Source organism: Pseudomonas sp. BN515, from assembly GCF_029873155.1.
Classification (GTDB): domain Bacteria; phylum Pseudomonadota; class Gammaproteobacteria; order Pseudomonadales; family Pseudomonadaceae; genus Metapseudomonas.
Genome location: NZ_SSOH01000091.1, coordinates 1 through 19,078, shown reverse-complemented (window position 1 = coordinate 19,078; position 19,078 = coordinate 1). Strand labels below are relative to the sequence as shown.

At 63.2% G+C, this 19,078-nt stretch carries 16 protein-coding genes; 6 read left to right on the top strand and 10 right to left on the bottom strand.

Annotated elements, in window-relative coordinates; translation table 11 throughout:
- Positions 1 to 40: 40 nt before the first annotated feature.
- The gene (locus E8E91_RS25545; RefSeq protein WP_280379729.1) at positions 41 to 1,204 is read right to left on the bottom strand and encodes a type III PLP-dependent enzyme; all 1,164 of its coding nucleotides are present in this window, start codon (positions 1,202 to 1,204) and stop codon (positions 41 to 43) included.
- 565 nt (positions 1,205 to 1,769) lie between these two features.
- On the opposite strand from E8E91_RS25545, the gene E8E91_RS25540 reads away from it, so the two are divergent.
- The gene (locus E8E91_RS25540; protein ID WP_280379726.1) at positions 1,770 to 3,353 is read left to right on the top strand and encodes a peptide chain release factor 3; all 1,584 of its coding nucleotides are present in this window, start codon (positions 1,770 to 1,772) and stop codon (positions 3,351 to 3,353) included.
- A 136-nt stretch (positions 3,354 to 3,489) separates the two neighbouring features.
- On the top strand, positions 3,490 to 3,942 hold the full coding sequence (locus E8E91_RS25535) for a transposase (protein ID WP_280379724.1): 453 nt from the start codon (positions 3,490 to 3,492) through the stop codon (positions 3,940 to 3,942).
- 64 nt (positions 3,943 to 4,006) lie between these two features.
- Here E8E91_RS25535 and E8E91_RS25530 read toward each other — a convergent pair whose 3' ends face one another.
- On the bottom strand, positions 4,007 to 5,020 hold the full coding sequence (locus E8E91_RS25530; protein WP_280379722.1) for a succinylglutamate desuccinylase/aspartoacylase family protein: 1,014 nt from the start codon (positions 5,018 to 5,020) through the stop codon (positions 4,007 to 4,009).
- Positions 5,021 to 5,118: 98 nt separating this feature from the next.
- On the opposite strand from E8E91_RS25530, the gene E8E91_RS25525 reads away from it, so the two are divergent.
- Entirely contained in the window at positions 5,119 to 5,742 is a 624-nt protein-coding gene (locus tag E8E91_RS25525) for a TetR family transcriptional regulator C-terminal domain-containing protein (RefSeq protein WP_280379720.1), read from the top strand.
- Positions 5,743 to 5,859: 117 nt separating this feature from the next.
- On the opposite strand, the gene E8E91_RS25520 is transcribed toward E8E91_RS25525, so the two are convergent.
- The 4 genes from E8E91_RS25520 to E8E91_RS25505 all read right to left on the bottom strand — a co-directional run bounded on the left by E8E91_RS25520 (position 5,860) and on the right by E8E91_RS25505 (position 10,195).
- Positions 5,860 to 6,555: an ABC transporter permease subunit gene (locus E8E91_RS25520; RefSeq protein ID WP_151131905.1), complete on the bottom strand. Its 696-nt coding sequence runs from the start codon at positions 6,553 to 6,555 to the stop codon at positions 5,860 to 5,862.
- Positions 6,556 to 6,568: 13 nt separating this feature from the next.
- Positions 6,569 to 7,279, bottom strand: a complete 711-nt coding sequence (locus E8E91_RS25515; protein WP_280379718.1) for an ABC transporter permease subunit — start codon at positions 7,277 to 7,279, stop codon at positions 6,569 to 6,571.
- Positions 7,280 to 7,339: 60 nt separating this feature from the next.
- Positions 7,340 to 8,125: a transporter substrate-binding domain-containing protein gene (locus E8E91_RS25510; RefSeq protein ID WP_190827058.1), complete on the bottom strand. Its 786-nt coding sequence runs from the start codon at positions 8,123 to 8,125 to the stop codon at positions 7,340 to 7,342.
- Between the two features lie 66 nt (positions 8,126 to 8,191).
- Positions 8,192 to 10,195 carry an aminotransferase class I/II-fold pyridoxal phosphate-dependent enzyme gene (locus tag E8E91_RS25505; protein ID WP_280379717.1) on the bottom strand — a complete coding sequence of 668 codons (2,004 nt, stop codon included), beginning with the start codon at positions 10,193 to 10,195 and terminating at the stop codon, positions 8,192 to 8,194.
- 186 nt (positions 10,196 to 10,381) lie between these two features.
- Between E8E91_RS25505 and E8E91_RS25500 the strand changes: the two genes are divergently transcribed.
- Positions 10,382 to 11,212 carry a TatD family hydrolase gene (locus E8E91_RS25500; protein WP_280379715.1) on the top strand — a complete coding sequence of 277 codons (831 nt, stop codon included), beginning with the start codon at positions 10,382 to 10,384 and terminating at the stop codon, positions 11,210 to 11,212.
- Between the two features lie 173 nt (positions 11,213 to 11,385).
- On the opposite strand, the gene E8E91_RS25495 is transcribed toward E8E91_RS25500, so the two are convergent.
- The 4 genes from E8E91_RS25495 to E8E91_RS25480 all read right to left on the bottom strand — a co-directional run bounded on the left by E8E91_RS25495 (position 11,386) and on the right by E8E91_RS25480 (position 17,599).
- Complete coding sequence (locus tag E8E91_RS25495; RefSeq protein ID WP_280379713.1) at positions 11,386 to 13,416, bottom strand: methyl-accepting chemotaxis protein; 2,031 nt, start codon at positions 13,414 to 13,416, stop codon at positions 11,386 to 11,388.
- A 247-nt stretch (positions 13,417 to 13,663) separates the two neighbouring features.
- The gene (ampE, locus tag E8E91_RS25490) at positions 13,664 to 14,500 is read right to left on the bottom strand and encodes a regulatory signaling modulator protein AmpE (protein ID WP_280379712.1); all 837 of its coding nucleotides are present in this window, start codon (positions 14,498 to 14,500) and stop codon (positions 13,664 to 13,666) included.
- A 16-nt stretch (positions 14,501 to 14,516) separates the two neighbouring features.
- Positions 14,517 to 15,065, bottom strand: coding sequence for a 1,6-anhydro-N-acetylmuramyl-L-alanine amidase AmpD (ampD, locus tag E8E91_RS25485; protein ID WP_280379710.1), 549 nt, complete (start codon positions 15,063 to 15,065; stop codon positions 14,517 to 14,519).
- A gap of 239 nt (positions 15,066 to 15,304) precedes the next feature.
- On the bottom strand, positions 15,305 to 17,599 hold the full coding sequence (locus tag E8E91_RS25480) for a DUF1631 domain-containing protein (RefSeq protein WP_280379709.1): 2,295 nt from the start codon (positions 17,597 to 17,599) through the stop codon (positions 15,305 to 15,307).
- 323 nt (positions 17,600 to 17,922) lie between these two features.
- Here E8E91_RS25480 and nadC point away from each other — a divergent pair, with 323 nt between their 5' ends.
- The gene (nadC, locus tag E8E91_RS25475) at positions 17,923 to 18,771 is read left to right on the top strand and encodes a carboxylating nicotinate-nucleotide diphosphorylase (protein WP_280379707.1); all 849 of its coding nucleotides are present in this window, start codon (positions 17,923 to 17,925) and stop codon (positions 18,769 to 18,771) included.
- 107 nt (positions 18,772 to 18,878) lie between these two features.
- The coding region (locus E8E91_RS25470; protein ID WP_280374028.1) for a helix-turn-helix domain-containing protein at positions 18,879 to 19,078 on the top strand (200 nt) is incomplete at its 3' end.

Below are 19,078 nucleotides of genomic sequence, written 5' to 3'. Positions count from 1 at the left end.
CCCACCATGAAGGCGGGCCTTGTCGGTAACGCTTGGCGGCTTACAGGTAGAAAGCCTTCAGCGGCGGGAAGCCGTTGAATTCCACCGCGCTGTAGCTGGTGGTGTAGGCGCCGGTGGACAGCCAGTAGAGGCGGTCTTCGGCGGCCAGGTTCAGCGGCAGGCCGTACTTGTAGTTCTCGTACATGATGTCGGCGCTGTCGCAGGTCGGGCCGGCGATCACGACTTCTTCCATCTCGCCCTTCTTCTCGACCCAGATCGGGAACTTGATGGCTTCGTCCATGGTTTCGATCAGGCCGGAGAACTTGCCCACGTCGGTGTAGATCCAGCGCTCTACGGCGGTGCGCGACTTACGCGCCACCAGCACTACTTCGCTGACCAGGATGCCGGCGTTGGCGATCAGGGAACGACCCGGCTCCAGGATGATTTCCGGCAGCTCGTCGCCGAAGTCTTCCTTGAGGAAGCGGATGATTTCCTCGGCGTAGGTTTCCAGGCTGTTGGTGCGCTGGATGTAGTTGGCCGGGAAGCCGCCACCCATGTTGATCATCTGCAGGGTGATGCCGTCTTCTTCCTTCAGGCGCTCGAAGATCACCTTGACCTTGGCAATGGCGGCGTCCCATACGTCGATGTCGCGCTGCTGCGAGCCAACGTGGAAGGACACGCCGTAAGGCACCAGGCCCAGTTGCTTGGCGAGGATCAGCAGGTCCAGGGCCATGTCCGGGTTGCAACCGAACTTGCGCGACAGCGGCCAGTCAGCCGAGGTGGAACCTTCGGTGAGGATGCGCACATAGACCTTGGCGCCCGGAGCGGCCTTGGCGATGTTACGCAGGTCGGCTTCGGAGTCGGTGGCGAACAGACGCACGCCCTTCTCGTAGAAGTAGCGGATATCACGGGCTTTCTTGATGGTGTTGCCGTAGCTGATGCGCTCCGGGCCAACGCCGGTCTTCATCACCTTGTCCAGCTCATAGATGGAGGCGATGTCGAAGTTCGAGCCTTTGTCGCGCAGCAGCTCGGTGATTTCGGTGGCGGGGTTGGCCTTCACCGCGTAATAGACCTTGGCGAAGGGGAAGCAGCTCACCAGCTGGTCGTAGGAATCAGCGATGGTCTGCTTGTCGATCACTACGAACGGGGTTTCTTGCTTGTCGGCGAATGCCTTCATGCGCTGGAAAGTTGCGGGCGAGAAATAGTCTTCGACCTTGATCGACATGCGAGGGACTCCATATGGCAAAACAAACAAAAGTTGTTAGGGGTGGCCCAGAGTTGCGTTGGACAACAGGCCTGAACGTCTGATCAGTTTCCCCACTTTGGTTCGCCTACTTCCCAAGGCATGTCGCCGAGGATTTTCAGTCATCTATGACCTCAAACCTCTCGTCGTCAGTACTTGAGCCGGATGGATCGTTGCCAGCATGGACGTTCGGGCGCGAACTTTAGGACCACAGGAACCGCAGATCAATCAAAAATTGCCGCTTTCTCGCATCCCTTTGTCGCATCACCAGTTGAATGTTTCAAATACTCAACAAAACGTTATGGAATGCTGCACAGACGCGGGTTTCAGGGTGATGACAGGGGGCCGGAACCGGGCGGAGATACATCCCTGTGGGAGCGAATTCATTCGCGAATGAATTCGCTCCCACAGATTGGTCTCTAGGTGGCACCGAGCTTGCGGAGGCCGACATGCCCGGCGGCGCTGATCGACCGTCCATTTCCCGTTATAATCCCGCGCTTTTCCGGGCCGTCCGCTGCCCGTCACATTTCCAGCCAGGCACGCACCCATGACCATCCAGGCCGCCGAAGTCGCGAAACGCCGCACCTTCGCCATCATTTCCCACCCCGACGCCGGTAAGACCACCATCACCGAGAAGCTGCTGCTGATGGGCAAGGCCATCGCCGTGGCCGGTACCGTGAAGTCGCGTAAATCCGACCGTCACGCCACCTCCGACTGGATGGAGATGGAAAAGCAGCGCGGCATCTCCATCACCACCTCGGTGATGCAGTTCCCCTACCGCGAGCACATGATCAACCTGCTCGATACCCCCGGCCACGAAGACTTCTCCGAAGACACCTACCGCACCCTGACCGCGGTGGACTCGGCGCTGATGGTCCTGGACGGTGGTAAGGGCGTCGAGCCGCGTACCATCGCCCTGATGGAAGTCTGCCGCCTGCGTGACACGCCCATCGTCAGCTTCATCAACAAGCTGGACCGCGACATCCGCGACCCCATCGAGCTGCTGGACGAGATCGAAGCCGTCCTGAAGATCAAGGCTGCGCCGATCACCTGGCCGATCGGCTGCTACAAGGACTTCAAGGGCGTGTACCACCTGGCCCAGGACAAGGTCATTGTCTACACCCCCGGCCACGGTCACGAACGCACCGAGATGAAGGTGATCGACAAACTCGACTCGGATGAGGCCCGTGCCCACCTGGGCGACCTCTACGAACGCTTCATCGAGGAGCTGGAACTGGTGCAGGGCGCCTGCCACGAGTTCGACAAGGAAGCCTTCCTCAAGGGCGAGATGACCCCGGTGTTCTTCGGTACCGCGCTGGGCAACTTCGGCGTCGACCAGGTGCTCGACTGCATCGTCGACTGGGCGCCGAAGCCGCTGTCGCGCGCTACCCATGAGCGCAGCGTGGAGCCCACCGAGGAGAAGTTCTCCGGCTTCGTGTTCAAGATCCAGGCGAACATGGACCCGAAACACCGCGACCGCATCGCCTTCATGCGCATCTGCTCGGGCAAGTACGAGAAGGGCATGAAGATGCGCCACGTGCGCCTGGGCAAGGACGTGAAGATCGGCGACGCCCTGACCTTCTTCTCCTCCGAGCGTGAGCAGCTGGAAGAAGCCTTCGCCGGCGACATCATCGGCCTGCACAACCACGGCACCATCCAGATCGGCGACACCTTCACCGAAGGCGAGGCCCTGGGCTTCACCGGCATCCCGCACTTCGCCCCGGAACTCTTCCGCCGCGTACGCCTGAAAGACCCGCTGAAATCCAAGCAGCTGCGCCAGGGCCTGCAGGAACTGGCCGAGGAAGGCGCCACCCAGGTGTTCTTCCCCGAGCGCAACAACGACATCATCCTCGGCGCCGTGGGCGTGCTGCAGTTCGATGTGGTCGCCAGCCGCCTGAAGGAGGAATACAAGGTCGAGTGCGCCTACGAGGCGATCAACGTCTGGTCGGCACGCTGGATCGAGTGCAAGGACGAGAAGAAGCTCAAGGAGTTCCAGGACAAGGCCTTCGAAAACCTTGCCGTGGACGGCGGCGGCCACCTCACCTACCTGGCCCCGACCCGCGTGAACCTCAGCCTGATGGAAGAGCGCTGGCCGGATGTGAAATTCCGCGCCACCCGCGAGCACCACTGACCGCGCGCTGTAGGAGCGAGCTTGCTCGCGAACCGGACCATCCGCTTCGCCAGCAAGCTGGCTCCTACACTCCCTCCCTTGCCCCTCTTGACGCCCTGAGCAAGCCTCCCTGTTTCGCCCACAGGGAGCTGAATGGATGCGCTATCAAGGAAGGAATCTGCGCAGAGGCCGCGTCTCCGAGCCCGGCCGAATATATCTCCTGACCACTGTTACCCGTAACCGGAAGCCGCTGTTCACCAAGTGGAGTGCCGGCTGTCTGGTCGCCTGGGAGATTTACGCCATGCGGGACGGGCACTCGCTGGAAACCCTCGCCTGGGTATTGATGCCTGACCATCTGCATTGGCTCGTTCAGCTGCAGTCCGGAACTCTGGAACAGCAGGTAAGACGACTGAAGTCCCGCTCAGCCATTGCCGTGAATGCACTTACACGCGGCAGCGGCCAGCTTTGGCAGAAGGGTTTTCACGACCATGCGCTTCGCAGAGAGGAAGACGTGCGGACGGTAGCCCGCTATGTCATTGCCAATCCCTTGCGAGCCGGGCTTGTGGAGAAGCTGGGGGATTACCCTTTCTGGGATGCGATCTGGTTGTAGGAGCGAGCTTGCTCGCGAATCGGAGCCTCCCCTTCGCCAGCAAGCTGGCTCCTACATATGAGCGTTATGGATCGAGCGCGCCTGAGGTCCAGGTACTCGATGCTTCGGAGCCGGTGAACTTGGCGGCGATCGCCCCTGCCTGGATCAACCGGTCACCATGGCGAGTGACCATCAGCCCGCTCTGAGGCGCCACCAGCCGAAGCTCGCTGGAAGGATCGCCGGGCACGGCGATGATGCGCGCGAAACACTCTCCCGCCTGGACCAGGTCCCCCAGTTCGCGCTCGAACACCAGCACCCCGGTTGCGGGCGCGAAGACCGTTTCCATATGCCCGATGGGCACCGCCCTCCCCTGCCATGACGGCAACTGCACCGGCTCGGCGATCAGCCCGCGGACACAGAGAAAGCGGTAGATCCCATCGGCATCCTGCTGCGCCAGGGCGTCGCTCACGTCCCCTTGGCCGCGCAGCTCGACGGTGGACACCAGCCGTCCCTCGAAGCGCCCTTCCGCGAGCCAGGGCGCAATCACCACTTCCTCGAAGGCGCCATCGCTGTCGCCCTCCCAGATGATCGCCACTTCGGCCCCGAGCGCCGCTGCCAGGTCCTGCCCGGTGGGCCAGAAGCACTGATGCAGGTAGACGTACTGCAGCGCCTGCTCGTCCGTGTGCAGGTCGAGGACGATGTCGGCGTCCGCCGCGAGCACCGCCAGCGCCTTCTGCCAGGCCGCCAGGTTGCCCAACGGCCTTGCCTGCGCGAGCGACTCCGGGAAGCCTCGATTGAAATTCCTGCCGCTGGGCTCATGCAGCCGCCCGAGGATACGCCCCTGGCGGAACTGGCCGATGCCCAGCGGATTGGACTGGGGCACCACCGTCACGCAGCCGCGCAGCAGGCCCTTCTCGGCGGCCTCGATCAGGCGCGGCAGCAACGTGTGCAGCACCAGCATGCCGGCGATCTCATCGGCGTGGACACCCGCCTGCAGGTGAACCCTGGGCCCAGGCCTGCCACTGTCCAGGCGCCAGGCCGGTACCCGCAGCATGGCACCGGAATCCCCTGGCACGCAGAGCGATACGTCTTCGATCATGTCCTGTCTCCTCATGGTCGCCGGACCGGTCCGGACGGTTGGTTTGTCATCGAGCCAGGCGGTACTATCCCGGCCCATCGAGCGAAGGAAATCGCCCCTTGGATACGCCCCGCGAAAGACAACCCCGCACCAACCCCGACGAACGCCGCGAGCATCTGGTGCGCGCCGCCCTGCGCTGCCTGGTCGCCGAGGGACATGCCGGCATTTCGGTGCGCCGGATCGCCAAGGAAGCCAATGTTGCCGTGGGGCTGATCAATCACTACTTCGGCAGTATCGACGCCCTGGTCGCCCAGACCTACGAGACCCTCGCCAGTGAGGTCAACCAGGCACTGGTGGCGCGCATCGACGCGGCAGGGCCGGCGCCCGCTGCACGCCTTGAGGCCTTCCTCACCGGCTACTTCTCGCCGGTCACCCTCGACCCCGACCTGCTCAGCCCCTGGGTGGTGTTCTGGAGCCTGATCCGCCATTCCCCGCAGGTGAACGAAGCCCACGAACGCACCTACGGCGGATCACTGGTGCTGCTGGAAAAGCTGCTGTCGGAGCTGGCCCGCGAAGAAGGCTTCTCGATCGCCAAGCCACGCCTGGCGGCCATCGGCCTTTCGGCCATGCTCGACGGCCTGTGGCTGGAATGGTGTCTGAACCCCGCCAACTTCAGCGCCGAGGAAGGGTTGGAGATCAGCCGCCGCTGGGTCGACAGCCTGCGGCGCGGGGCCTATGCCTGAAGAACCTGTGGGAGCGAATTCATTCGCGAAGCAGGCCGTAGGCCTGCCATTCCAGTCACCTCTGCGAGGCGATTCGCGAATGAATTCGCTCCTACAACATGCCGCTCCCATGCCGCTTCAGTTCGCCCGGCGGAACATGCTTCGCCGCTCCGCCAGACCAAAGCCCGTCTCGATCATGAAGGTCAGGCAGATATAGATGCCCGCCACCAGCAGCAACGGCTGGTAGATCTGGAAGGTTTGGGCACGCACCACGTTGGCGGCGCCCAGCAGGTCCACCACCGCCACGGTTGAAGCCAACGCCGTGGACTTGAGCAGCATCACCGATTCACCGGCCAGCGTCGGCAGCAGCAGACGAATCGCCCTGGGCAGCCAGACGCGACACAGCACCAGGCGCTGGCGCATGCCGAAGGCAGCGGCGGCCTCCAGTTCGCCCCTGGGCACCGACTTCATGCCCCCGCGAATCACCTCCCCGACGTAGGCGCCTACGGAGAGCACCAGGGCGATGACGATGTACCAGAAGCCATCGCGCAGGTAGGGCCAGAGAAAGCTCCCGCGGATCAGCGGGAACTGGGCGAACAGGCTGCCCAGGCCGTAGTAGAAGATGTAGATCTGCACCAGCAGCGGCGTACCGCGAATCACGCTGGTGTAGGCGAGGCTCGTCCCCGCCAGCAGCGGGTTGCGTGACATCCGCGCCAAGGCGACCAGCAGTGCCAGGGCGAATCCCAGCACGGCGGAAATGACGAGGATGAGCAAGGTGGTGCCAAGGCCGTTGAGGAGCAACTTGCCGTAGTCGAAGATCCAGGTAGGAGTCATTGCCTGCCCTCACTCACACCGACGGAGCCCAGCGACGGAAACGCCGCTCGAGCCAGCCGGAAAACAGGTTGGAGAGCACCGTCAGCAGGTAGTAGAACGCGGCCGCGGTGAGATAGAAGGTCAGGTAGGAGCGAGTGGAACCGGCCGCCTGTTTGGCGGTGAAGAGCAATTCGTTGGTGCCCACCACGCTGATCAGGGCGCTGTCCTTGATCAGGTTGACCCAGAGGTTGGCCATGCCCGCCAGTGCGTTGGGCGCCATGATCGGCAGGGTCACGCGGCGGAACAGGCTGAAGCCATTCAGGCCAAACGCGCGTGCTGCTTCGATCTGGCCATGGGGGATGGCCTGAATGGCGCCACGGAAGATTTCCGAGGCGTAGGCACCCTGTACCAGCCCGAGTACGGCGATCGCCACCACGGTGCCGTTGAGCTTGACGTCGCCGTGGCCGAGCCAGGCGAACAGCTGGTTCAGCCCCATCGAACCGACGTAGTAGAGCAACAGGATCAGCAACAGCTCGGGCACCGCCCGGCACAGGGTCGTGTAGCCGCGCATCAGCTGCGCCACGGGGCGCGGGCCATTGAGCTTGCCCATGGCGACGGCCAGGCCGATCAGCATGCCGACCAGGAAGGCGCCGACGGAAATCTGCAGGGTTACCCACAACCCCTTCAGCAGCGCCGGTCCCCAGCCCTGGGCACCGAAGCCGACCAGTTCAAAGTAAGACTGCATTGCAGGCCCTCATCGAGGCGGAAATGCGCCATCCCGGCCTGGCCGGGATGGCTCCGGAGGTCACTGCTTCGGCGCGACGCTGACGTCGAAGTACTTGGCGGAGATGGTCTTGTAGTCCTCGCTGGCCAGCAGCTTGCCGATGGCCTCGTCGAGCTTGGCCTTGAGGGCGGTGTCTTCCTTGCGCAGGCCGGCCCCCACACCGCGGCCGAACAGCGGGTCGTAGGGGACCATTCCCTTGTTCTCGATGCCAGCGGCCTGGGCATCGGGGGATTTGATGAAAGCACTCACAGCGATGCCGTCGGCCATCATCAGGTCGATGCGCCCCGCCACCAGGTCGGCGTTCACCGAATCCTGGGTGTCGTAGTAGCGCACGTCAGCGATGCCTTCGTAGTACTTCTTCAGGTAGTTGGAACTCACGGTGGAGAGCTGTACGCCGATCGCCTTGCCCTTGAGTCCTTCCGGGGTGACCGCGAAATCCAGCGCTGCAGGTGCGGCCACTGCGACCGGGGTGTCGTAGTAGGCGCGGCTGAAGGCGATCTGTTTTTCGCGCTCCTCGGTGACAGACATCGAGTTGAAGATCACATCGACCTTCTTCGCCATCAGGGCGGGAATCAGCCCGTCCCAGGCCACCTCGTCGATCTCGCACTCGGCCTTCATCTGCGCACAGAGGGCGCGGATCAGATCAGGCTCGAAGCCTGCCCACTGGCCATCCGGCTGTTTGCTGGAAAACGGCGGGTAGGGTTCGGCCGCCATCGCGAATTTCAGGGTCTCGGCCTGGGCGCCTGCCGCGCCGGCCATGAGCATTACTGCACCTGCCATCCAACGTGCCAGTTGAGACTTCTTCATGGTTTCCGCCCTGCTTGATGTTGTTGTGGTTAGAGCTTGTGGAATTGGCCGCACCGGCGGCCGGAGTCAGCGATTCTGGTGTGCGGTGACGAACTGCCGGCAGCGCTCGCTGCGCGGCCGCAGGAAGACCTCCTGGGGTGGCCCTTCTTCTTCGATCCGCCCCTGGTGAAGGAAGGCGACATGGCTGGAAACGTCGCGGGCGAAGGCCATTTCGTGGGTGACCAGGATCATGGTGCGTCCCTCTTCGGCCAGGGAGCGGATCACCCGCAGCACCTCACCGACCAGTTCGGGATCGAGCGCCGAGGTGGGCTCGTCGAACAGCATCACCTTGGGCTCCACGGCGAGTGCACGGGCAATGGCTACCCGCTGCTGCTGGCCACCGGAGAGGAATGATGGGTATTCGTGACGCTTGGCGGCCAGGCCGACCCGTTCCAGCAGGGCCTCGGCGCGATCGATGGCCTCGGCGCGGGTTTCGCGCAGGACCTGGATCGGCGCTTCGATCAGGTTTTCCAGAACGGTGCGGTGGGGCCAGAGGTTGAAGCTCTGGAACACCATGCCAAGCCGCGAGCGAATACGGGTCAGTTGTTTCTGGTCGGCCACCATGGGTTCGCCAATACGGTTGGTGGTGAGGCGGATGCTCTCGCCGTCGACCTTGACCGTGCCCTGGTTGGGAATTTCCAGCATGTTGATGCAGCGCAGCAGGGTGCTCTTGCCCGAACCACTGGCGCCGATCAGGGAGACGACGCCGCCCTCCCGAGCGGTCAGCGAAACACCCTTGAGCACTTCGAACTGGCCGAAGCGTTTGTGGATGGAATCCACCTCCACCATCTTCGGCCGCTCCGATCCGGACGCACTGGAGCCAGCCGCAGCGGTGGTGATGACCTCGATGACCGGGGACGACTTCAGGGTGGAGGCGAAGCGGCGGATGCGCGCACAGGCATCCGCCAACTGCTCCTCACCCAGGCTGTAGGAAATCCGCACGAAACCGCTGGCAGCAGGGCCAAAGGCAGCAGCATCGAGGACCGCGACACCGGTTTCGCGGAACAGCTGCCAGGCGAACTCCAGGGAGCTCAGCCCACTGCCCCGCACATCCAGCAGGACGAACATGCCCGCCTCGGGCTTGAGCACCTTGAGCGGGGCGCAGTTCTGTAGCGCGCCCACCACCAGGTCGCGACGGCGCCGGTAAAGCTCGCGCATTTCGGCCGTCACCTGGTCGTAGGCAAGCACAGCGGCCAGCGCAGCTTCCTGCACGAAACCCGGAAGCCCGTAGAGCATGTTGAGCGCGAGGTTCTCGATGTGCGCCACCAGCACCGGGCTGGCGACGACCCAGCCGGTGCGCCAGCCGGTCATGGCGTGGGACTTGGACAGGCTGCCGATGCTCACGGTGCGCTCGCGCATGCCTTCCAGGGTGGCGAAGTATTGATGCGGCTGCTCGAAGGTCAGGCTCTCGTAGACCTCGTCCACCACCACCCACAGGTCGTGCTGTCGGGCCAGGTCCGCGATGGCCTGCATCTCGTCCGTGCTCAGCACCACGCCGGTCGGGTTGTTCGGGTTGGCGAAGAAAATCGCGCGGGTGCGCTCGCTGATGGCGCCCTTCAGAGCCTCCAGGTCGGGACGGAATCCGCCCGCCGCAGGGCAAGGCACCCGGACCAGATTGGCGCCGGTTGCCTTCAAGGTGGCTTCGTAGGTGACGTACACCGGATCGAAGACGATCACTTCATCGCCCGCTTCCAGCAGGCACATGGCGGCCGCATAGAGACCATTCTGTGCACCCGCCACGAGGATCGCGCTGTCCGCCGACACCGTCTGACCGGTAAGGCGGCCATGCAGGTCGGCAATTGCCTGGCGCAGCTCGGGGCGGCCGGCGACGTCGCAGTAATGGGTATCGCCGGCCCGAAGGGCTTCGATGGCCGCGTTGGTGATGGGTTCGGGGGTGGCGAAATCCGGGTCGCCAATGCTGAGGACTATCACGTCCTCGCCCGCACGCTGGGCGGCGATGGCCGCGTAGTGAATATCCCAGGCTGCTGTGCCTGGCCCTGCCATTCTCTCCACAAGCGAAGCGAAACGCATGTTCGGGCCCCATTGCAAATGGTGGAATCCGGGTCACGTGGTTGCATCTGCGAACCGGCGATTGGCCCCACCATAGCCAAGCATGAACGAGTGTTCAATAACTTTTTTCGCCTTGCTTTACCGGCCTCGCGCAATGCCCCGAGACAGAGCGGATGCACCAGAAAATTCGCCCAGGAAGCCCCGGGAATGGGCATGCCAGGCGGGTTCTGGCGGTATATGCTGGCGCTCATGCTGATCGATACCCACAACCACCTGGACTTCCCCGACTTCGACGCCGACCGCGCCGAGGTGTTGGCGCGCTGCCGCGCTCTGGGCGTGCGGCGTCAGGTCCTGCTTGGGGTGTTCCGCGACAACTGGCAGCGGGTCTGGGAGATGGCCAACGCCGAGGAAGGCTTCTGCACCGCCCTCGGCCTGCATCCGGTCTATCTGGCGCAACACCGGGACGACCATCTGCTCGAGCTTCGCGAGTGGCTGGATCGCCATGCAGGCCATCCGAAGCTCTGCGCCGTGGGAGAAATCGGCCTGGATTTTTTCGTCCCCGAACTGGACCGCAACGCCCAGCAGCACCTGTTCGAAGCTCAGTTGACCCTGGCGGCCGAGTTCGAATTGCCGCCCCTGCTCCATGTCCGGCGCAGCCACGCGGCGGTGATCGCCACCCTCAAGCGCTTCCGCCTCAAACGCCCCGGCATCGTCCATGCCTTCGCCGGCAGCGTCGAAGAGGCGAAGGAATACCGCAAGCTGGGCTTCCGCCTCGGCCTCGGTGGTGCCCCCACCTGGCCCCAGGCCAATCGCCTGCGCAAGGTGGTGGCACAGTTGCCACTGGAAGACATCGTGCTGGAAACCGACTCGCCGGACATGGCGCCCGCCATGCACCCTTACGGCCGCAACAGTCCGGAATTCCTGCCGGACATCTGCGCCGCACTGGCGGAGATTCGCGGCGTCACGCCCGAGGAACTGGCCGAGGCCAGCACGCGCAATGCCTGTGAGGTGTTCGGTTGGGGCGGCCTGATGGGGTGAATGTTCCGTTGTAGGGGCGAATTCATTCGCCAAGGGCAGCGCAGTTGCCCCTTTTGGGGCGCGTCGGGGCAGCCCTGCGGGCTGCTTGGCGAATGAATTCGCCCCTACAGTGAGAGGAAACACCCCGCCCACAAAAAAGCCCGCCGATTGGCGGGCCTTTTCATTTCGGAGCCTCAAACGCGGAACGCGCCGATCAACTGCTTGAGCTGAGCCACCTGGCCGGACAGCTCGCGGCTCGCCTGCTCGGTCTGGTTTGCCCCCAGTGCGGTGCGCTCACCCGCGTGGTTGATCTCGACGATGTTCTGGTCGATGTCGTGGGCCACGGCGGTCTGCTGTTCTGCAGCGGCAGCGATCTGCTGGTTCTGGTCGACGATCATGCCCACCGCGCCGAGGATGTTCTCCAGCGCCGCTTGCACCTTGCCGGACTGGCTGACGGTGCCATCGGCCATCTGGTGGCTGGTGTTCATCGCCTTCACCGCCGCACCAACGCCACCTTGCAGCCGGACGATCATCTGCTCGATTTCCTCGGTGGACTGCTGAGTACGCTTGGCCAGGGTGCGGACCTCATCCGCCACCACAGCAAAACCGCGTCCCTGCTCGCCAGCGCGCGCCGCTTCGATGGCGGCATTCAGGGCCAGCAGGTTGGTCTGCTCGGCAATGCCCTTGATCACTTCCAGTACACGGCTGATGGAAGCGCTGTCCGCCGCCAGTTGGTTGATCACGTTCACCGACTGGTCGATCTCGCTGGCCAGCTTCTCGATGCTGCCCAACTGGGACTCCACCAGTGCGCGGCCACTGACGGTTTCCTGGTTGACGCTCTGCGCGCTGTCCACCGCCTGAGCGGCGCTGCGCGCGACTTCCTGCGCGGTGGCGGACATCTGGTTCATGGCCGTGGCCACTTGTTCGATCTGGCTGCGCTGACCGGCCACCGCCTGATTGCTTTCGCCGGAAACCTGCTCCACGCGGCCAGCCTGGCGTTCCACTTCCGCCACGGTATGACCCACCAGTTCAATCAGGTCATGGATCTTCGCCACGGTGCCGTTGAACACCTGGCCCAGTTCGCCCAGTTCGTCACGGCTTTCGGCGCGGAAATTGACCGTCATGTCGCCGCCGGCGACCTGGTCCATCACCTTGCCCAGGCTCTTCAGCGTGGTGCGGGTGGAGACGTAGAACCCGCTGTAGAGGTAGACGATGGCGAGGAACACCACCAGCAGCGCAACGACCAGCAGCACGGTCTGTACGCGCTTGCCGGCGAGGCGGCTTTCCAGCTCGGCCTTGAGGAAGGCCAGGGAGCCGTCGTTGAGCTGGTAGGTCTTCTCCAGCGAGGCGCTGACCTGGTCGTAGAACTGCTGCCACGGCGTGCTGAGGGTGTCGGCCATGATCACTTGGTCTTCGAACAGGGACGCACTCTGCTTGATGGTGTCGCGACTGGCGGCGGTCAGGCCGTCCAGCGCCTGGTGGCCCCGCGGGCTGCCATCCAGGGCATCGGCGATCTTCAGGCCGTACTCGGCGTTGAGCTTGTCCAGGTCCAGCAACAGGTCGTCCAGCTTGGTGCTGGCGGCCGAGTTGAGGAAGCCCTGACCAAGGGAATAGGCGCCGATGGCGCGGCCCTTGCCGAGGGCCATGGTCACCTGCGGCGTGGCCGTAGTGATCAGCTCGGTGATCTGGCGCACGTCGGCCTGGTCGTCCTGGCTGAGGCCCGCTTGGGCGGCAACGAACTTGATGAAGACCTGCGCATTGCCCAGCAGCTTCTCGATCATCGCGCTCTTGCTCTGCAGCGAGGTTTCGCCCTTGGCGGTCTGCAGGGCGCTGAGCAGTTCGTCGCGCTTGGTATTGAAGGCCTCGACCTGCTCGGGTTCAGAGACCACCGGCGCCAGGCCCTGGAGGGTCGAGAGCAGTTCCTGCTCAAGCGCTACGATGCGCTTTTCCAGATCCCCGGCCTGGCCGGACTGGCCGATCATCGAGTTGATCAGGACCAGGTCGTTAAGGCTCTCCAGGCTGCGGCGCAAGTTCAGGCTGGCGCCCAGCAGGTCGAGGCTCTGCAGTTCGGAGCGGGTACTGACGAATTGACGGTAGGAGTCGCGCACCAGATAGAAGTTGGTGATCAACATCGGCAGGAAGAACAGAACACTGATCAGACTGAACTTCATCCCGAAGCTGAGGCGGTTCATCAGCGCGATGGCAGGATACAACAGGGTCTTCACGAGACGTCTCCTGTTCTCATTTATTGTTATGGGCGCGCTCTGATCGGCTGACAGCGCTCAGCCAGGGCCAGGCAGCATCCCCACGCTGCATGGCGGCCGTCAGACTCAGTCAGATGATTCTGTGAGCTAAGTCAGAAAATTCTGGCGCGCTCATCTGTGTACCCGATATCGGCAGGAGTTTCTGTAACTAAAGGTTAATCGAGGCGGGACCCGCCCGGCGGTGGCACGGGCGGGCGAAAGGTGGAGGTCAGAACAATAGGGCCCAGACGGCGAAGCCGGCGTACCAGACCACGGCGGCACGAACCAGCAATTGCCAGAGGGCGTCCAGGGTTGCGACACCCAGGTCACCAGTGGTGGCCTCCGGCAATTCGGCAGCAGCGCGGCCAGCCAGTTCGATGTAGCGTCGCGCCGAAATCTCCCAGCTCAGCAGCTCATGCAGCAGCACCCGGCTGACACCGACGAAATTGCCCACCAGCGAGAAACTGGCCGCCAATACTCGCACCGGCAACCAATCGAAGGCATGACGGATCATTTCGGCTTGCTCGCGCAGAGCGGGCGCGGAAGCATTCTCCGAGGCGAGGGCGAGCAAGCGGTAGGCCAATGCCGCCACCGGACCGAGCAGCGCGTACCAGAAGATCACGGCGAAAAAGCCCTGATAGGCCTGCCACAACTGGTAGCCCTGCACTTGTTGCAGCAGGTCGCTGCCCTCATCCGCTTCCAGCCCGAGATCGCGCTCGGCGACATGGTAGGCGCCCTGGGTATCTCCGCGTCGCCAGGCATCGCGGAACGGACCGATATCGGCCAGTACGTCGCCACGGCCAAGGCTGTAGATGATCACCAGCAGGTGCACCGGCAGTGCGAGCCAGCCATAGGCAATGGGCTCCAGGGCCAGCAGCACCAGAGCAAGCAGCACCAGGGGCAACAGCACCAGCAGCGCCAGGATCGCCCAGGGGCGCTCGTTCATACGTGGATTGGCTTCGGCCTTGGCCAGTTCCCTCAGCCAGAAGCCATCCTGCTGGATATGCCGGCGCCAGGCGGAGAATTTCTCGATCCAGAGCACCAGCAACAACACCAGAAAATACATGGGTCCCTCCTTGTTCCTATTGTTTGAGCGCAGCCCGCAAACGCTCCCAATCAAACGCCGGCCCCGGGTCGGTCTTGCGCCCGGGAGCGATGTCACTATGGCCGCAGATGCGTTCAGGCGTGATGGCCGGATAGGCAAGCCGCAGCTGCTCTACCAATGCGATCAGCGAAGCGTACTGAGGTTCCGTGAACGCCAGGTCATCGGTGCCTTCCAGCTCTATCCCCACGGAAAAGTCATTGCAGTTCTCCCGCCCTTCGAACAGGGACACGCCGGCATGCCATGCGCGCTCCTGGCAGGAAACGAATTGGGTGACGGCGCCATCGCGTTCGATCAGGAAATGTGCGGACACCTTGAGATCGCGGATGCCTTCGAAATAGGGATGTTCGCTGGGGTCGAGGCGGTTCTGGAAGAACTCCTGCACCTTGCCCGTGCCGAACTGGGCGGGCGGCAGGCTGATGTTGTGGATCACCAGCAGGGACACTTCCCCCTGCGGGCGACAATTGAAGTTGGGCGATGGGCAATGACTGATGCCCTGGCACCAACCGGATGCGGGGTCCAGCTGCATGTCGGCTCCTTGGTCTGCTGCCCACTTTAGGCGCAGTGGAGCCATTTTAGCGAGAGGCGAACAGCAGCTGACATCCGTAGACTGAGCTCTGCGAAGCCCAACGCGCAGGGTAGAGGCATGGTCATGTTGGGTTTCGCTTCGCTCTACCGCAACCTACAAAAGCGGGTGTGCGGAAGTCCCGTAGGTTGGCGCAGAGCGAAGCGAAGCCCAACGATTCACTGTCGGCCCTTTGCGTCGGCTCAAGCCCCCTTGAGCCGACGCAGGTTGCCGATCACCGACTCCAGCGCGCGGTCGAACAGCAAGGCATCGTCCAGCAACCGGATGGCTTGGCGACGGAACTCCACGGCCAGACTCATACGGGTCTTTTCCAGCACCTTCATGCCCGTGCGATTGACGAAGATGTACTTGCCGGTGGGCTTGATCAGCGCCGCCAGCTTGCAACGCAGCTTGTGCTCTTCGTCTTCCTGGAATTCGACCCAGCTGCCGACCCGCAGGTTGTCGACGAAGCCGAGTGCTTCTTCATCATCCGCGAGGCAGTTCTCGGGCTCCTGCACCGGCGTCTCGCCGGGAGAGACCAGGACGATCTCCTCGACCACTGCGACCATGGCCGGCATCTCTTCCTCCTCCACCTCTTCCTCGTCCGGCAGGTCGAGCAGCAGGGGCGGAGATTCCAGGCCGTCGTTGGCTAGTACTTCCACCGGCTCGGGTTTGCGGAACCGCTGGAAGGCCTGAACGTGCAGCGCTTCCAGCTGGCTGAAGAATTCGCTGGTGGAGAACGGATCGAACGCGGCGCTGGCCAGCCCCTCGCGCAGGGACTTGAGCAGGCCCGGCACCAGCTCCAAAAGGCGGGCACGCGCCTCTGGCGCCTCGTGGGACTCCACGCTCCAGATCAGGTCATCCATGGTCTGCTGGGCGGACTGCCATTCGGCCGACTCCACGCCGTGCTTGAGGCAGGTCAGCAGCATGACCTTGCTCCAGGCCTCCTGCAGCAGGCGCACCACCACTTCCGGCAAGGTACGGCCGAGCAGGCGCTGGTTGAGCGCTTCTTCTACCTGCCGGCGGGCCAGTTCGGCCTTGGCGCGTCCCTCTTCGGCATCACGGGTGCGCTGCTCCAGCAATTCGCTGCGACGGCGCTCATCGCCGGTATAGGCGAGGAACTCGGCGAGCAGGTCGGAGAAGATCGTCGGGTCATCGACGAAATCGTTCAGCAGACGCTGCACCACCTGTTCGATGCGGTGGTAAAGGCTGTCGCGCTGGGCGTCATCCTGTTCCACCCAGCCCAGGGCGGCGGAGGCAATCTCGTTGAGCAGACGGCGAGCCGGGTGACTGCCGCGGCTGAAAAAGGTCTTGTCCAGCAAGGCGACCTTGAGCATCGGAATCTGCATCCGGCCGATCAGGGCCTTGAGCGAATCCGGCAGGGTGCGGTCGTCGAGGATGAATTCGAAAAGCATGGACACCAGGTTGATGACGTCATCGTCCACCTGCCCCACCACCCGCGCCCGGCCACTGCGAGCGCTGGCACGAGTGAGCAATTGGTCGAGGCTCAGACGCAGGTCGTAGTCATCATTGTGCTGCTGCGGCAGGTGCTGCTGCAGGTGCGAAAGTAGACGCATCAGGTCGAGGCTGCTGACCGGTACCGCATCGGCCGGATAATCCCGGCGCGGCAACACACTGCTGCCACGTACCTGGGACAGCAGGCCCTGGAGCACGCCGAAGACTTCCTGCACACCTTCTTCGGAAACCTGGCCAGCGCTTGCTGCAGTGCCAACCTGGGGTTGGGAGTGCGGTTGGGCCTGGCTCCCGGCAGTGCTGGAACGCTCCGGCTGGCGTCGGGCCGGTGCAGAGCGCAATTCCGGGAGCACACCGGCAGTGACCAGCAACTGGTTGGCTTCTGCGTAAACCTGGTCGAGTTCCGTAAGGACGTACTTCTCGAACAGTTTGAGGATGATCAGCTTGACCTTGATCTCCACGCCCAGACTGCGGCAGGCGTCGAGGAACGCCTCGCACAACGGGCGCGGGCCGAGCGGGTTGCTCTTGTCTTCGATCTTCTTGCTGACGAGGGTGTTGAAACGCGCCGTGAGGTGGCCGAGGGCGATGCCATCGCGATTGACGACCTTGGCCACCATGGCGTCCAGGGCCACGACTTCCTCTAGTTCGTCGTTCTGCACCAGGGACAGGCTGTCGAAAGACACCGCGTCCAGCTTCGGCGCCGCGCCTATTTCATACTGATTAAGGGAAGAAAATGACTCGAAGACCTTCTGCAGGAAGGTCCGCTCGATGCTCTTGCGCTTGAGGCGCAGGTCGCGCATCGCCTCGAAGAAAGCGTTCTGCTCGGCGTTGCTGGTGGCACGGTCCGCCATCTCGAAGAGGGTGTCGTCCGCATTGTCGAACAGCACCTGAAGCGCCTGCTTCAGCTGCAATGCCACTTTGTCACGCACCTGGATCAAGGCCACGGGCAGCCTTCCTACCGGTGAGGTTGGCGATTGCTGGGTGGCTCCCTTGTTCAGCGGCACCACCTTAGCGTCGGTCTGCATCACGAGCCTCCCGCAGGCCGGACCCTTCCGAAGGGTTTATCGGACCGCAATTCGAACATGGGGAGTCATCCATAACGTCAAGCATCTGGCGTCAAAAATAGAAATTTCCGATGTCATTATATGGATGATGCTGTGACAACCAAGCGGAGATTTCCTACAGACATGAATCAAGTCACAGATGCAGGGATTTAGACCGACCGACGCACAGCACACCGGACGCACACATCAGTATCTAGCAGAAAGCACGAACCGCTTGTTCCCCGGCGCTGCACCGGCCGTCGGCAGCCTTTATAATCGCCGCCATCCTGCCTGCGGAGCCCACCATGCCCAACCTTCTCCTCGCTGACCTCACCGCTGAAATCGAGGCCAACGTACGTACCGCCCTTAAGGAAGACATCGGCAGCGGCGACATCACCGCCCAACTCATCCCCGAGGATCGCCAGGCCCGCGCCACCGTGATCACCCGTGAGGCGGCAATCATCAGCGGCACCGCTTGGGTAAATGAAGTATTCCGGCAGATCGATCCACGCGTGAAAGTGGAGTGGCAGGTGCAGGACGGTGTTCGCGCCGAGGCCAACCAGGCACTCTTCCACCTCGAAGGCCCGGCCCGCGCCCTGCTAAGCGGCGAGCGCAGCGCGCTGAACTTCCTCCAGTGCCTGTCGGGCGTCGCCACCCGCGTCGGCCACTACGTGGAGCTGGTGAAGGGCACCCAGGTAAAACTCCTCGACACCCGCAAGACCCTGCCCGGCCTGCGCCTGGCCCAGAAGTACGCTGTGACCTGCGGCGGCGGCCACAACCATCGCATCGGCCTCTACGATGCCTTCCTCATCAAGGAAAACCACATCGCGGCCTCCGGCGGCATCCCCCAGGCCATCGAAGCCGCCCATCGCATCGCGCCCGGCAAGCCGGTGGAAGTGGAAGTGGAGAGCCTGGACGAACTCCAGCAAGCCCTCGACGCCGGCGCCGATATCATCATGCTCGACGAACTCAGCCTCGATGACATGCGCACCGCCGTCACCCTCACCAACGGCCGCGCCAAACTCGAAGCCTCCGGCGGCGTCAACGAAACCACCCTGCGCACCATTGCCGAAACGGGCGTCGACTACGTCTCCATCGGCACCCTGACAAAAGACGTCAAGGCCATCGACCTGTCTATGCGCCTCAGCCTCTGAGCCAAACGCCAGACAACAAAAAGCCCCGCGATTGCGGGGCTTTTTGTTTGGATCTGTCCCGTCCTGAATAAGGTTTACACCTTTGCCCTTATTTTCAGGAGAGCTCCATGGCAGAAGGTGTACGACGTAGCCAGCGCGATTACACACAGGCTTTTAAATTGGCGGTGGTCGATCAGGTCGAAAAAGGCGAAATGAGTTACAAGGAAGCTCAGGCCCGTTATGGCATCCAGGGCCGGTCGACGGTGTTGGTGTGGTTACGCAAGCATGGTCGGCAGGATTGGAGCCAGGGGGCGTCCATTCGTACGTC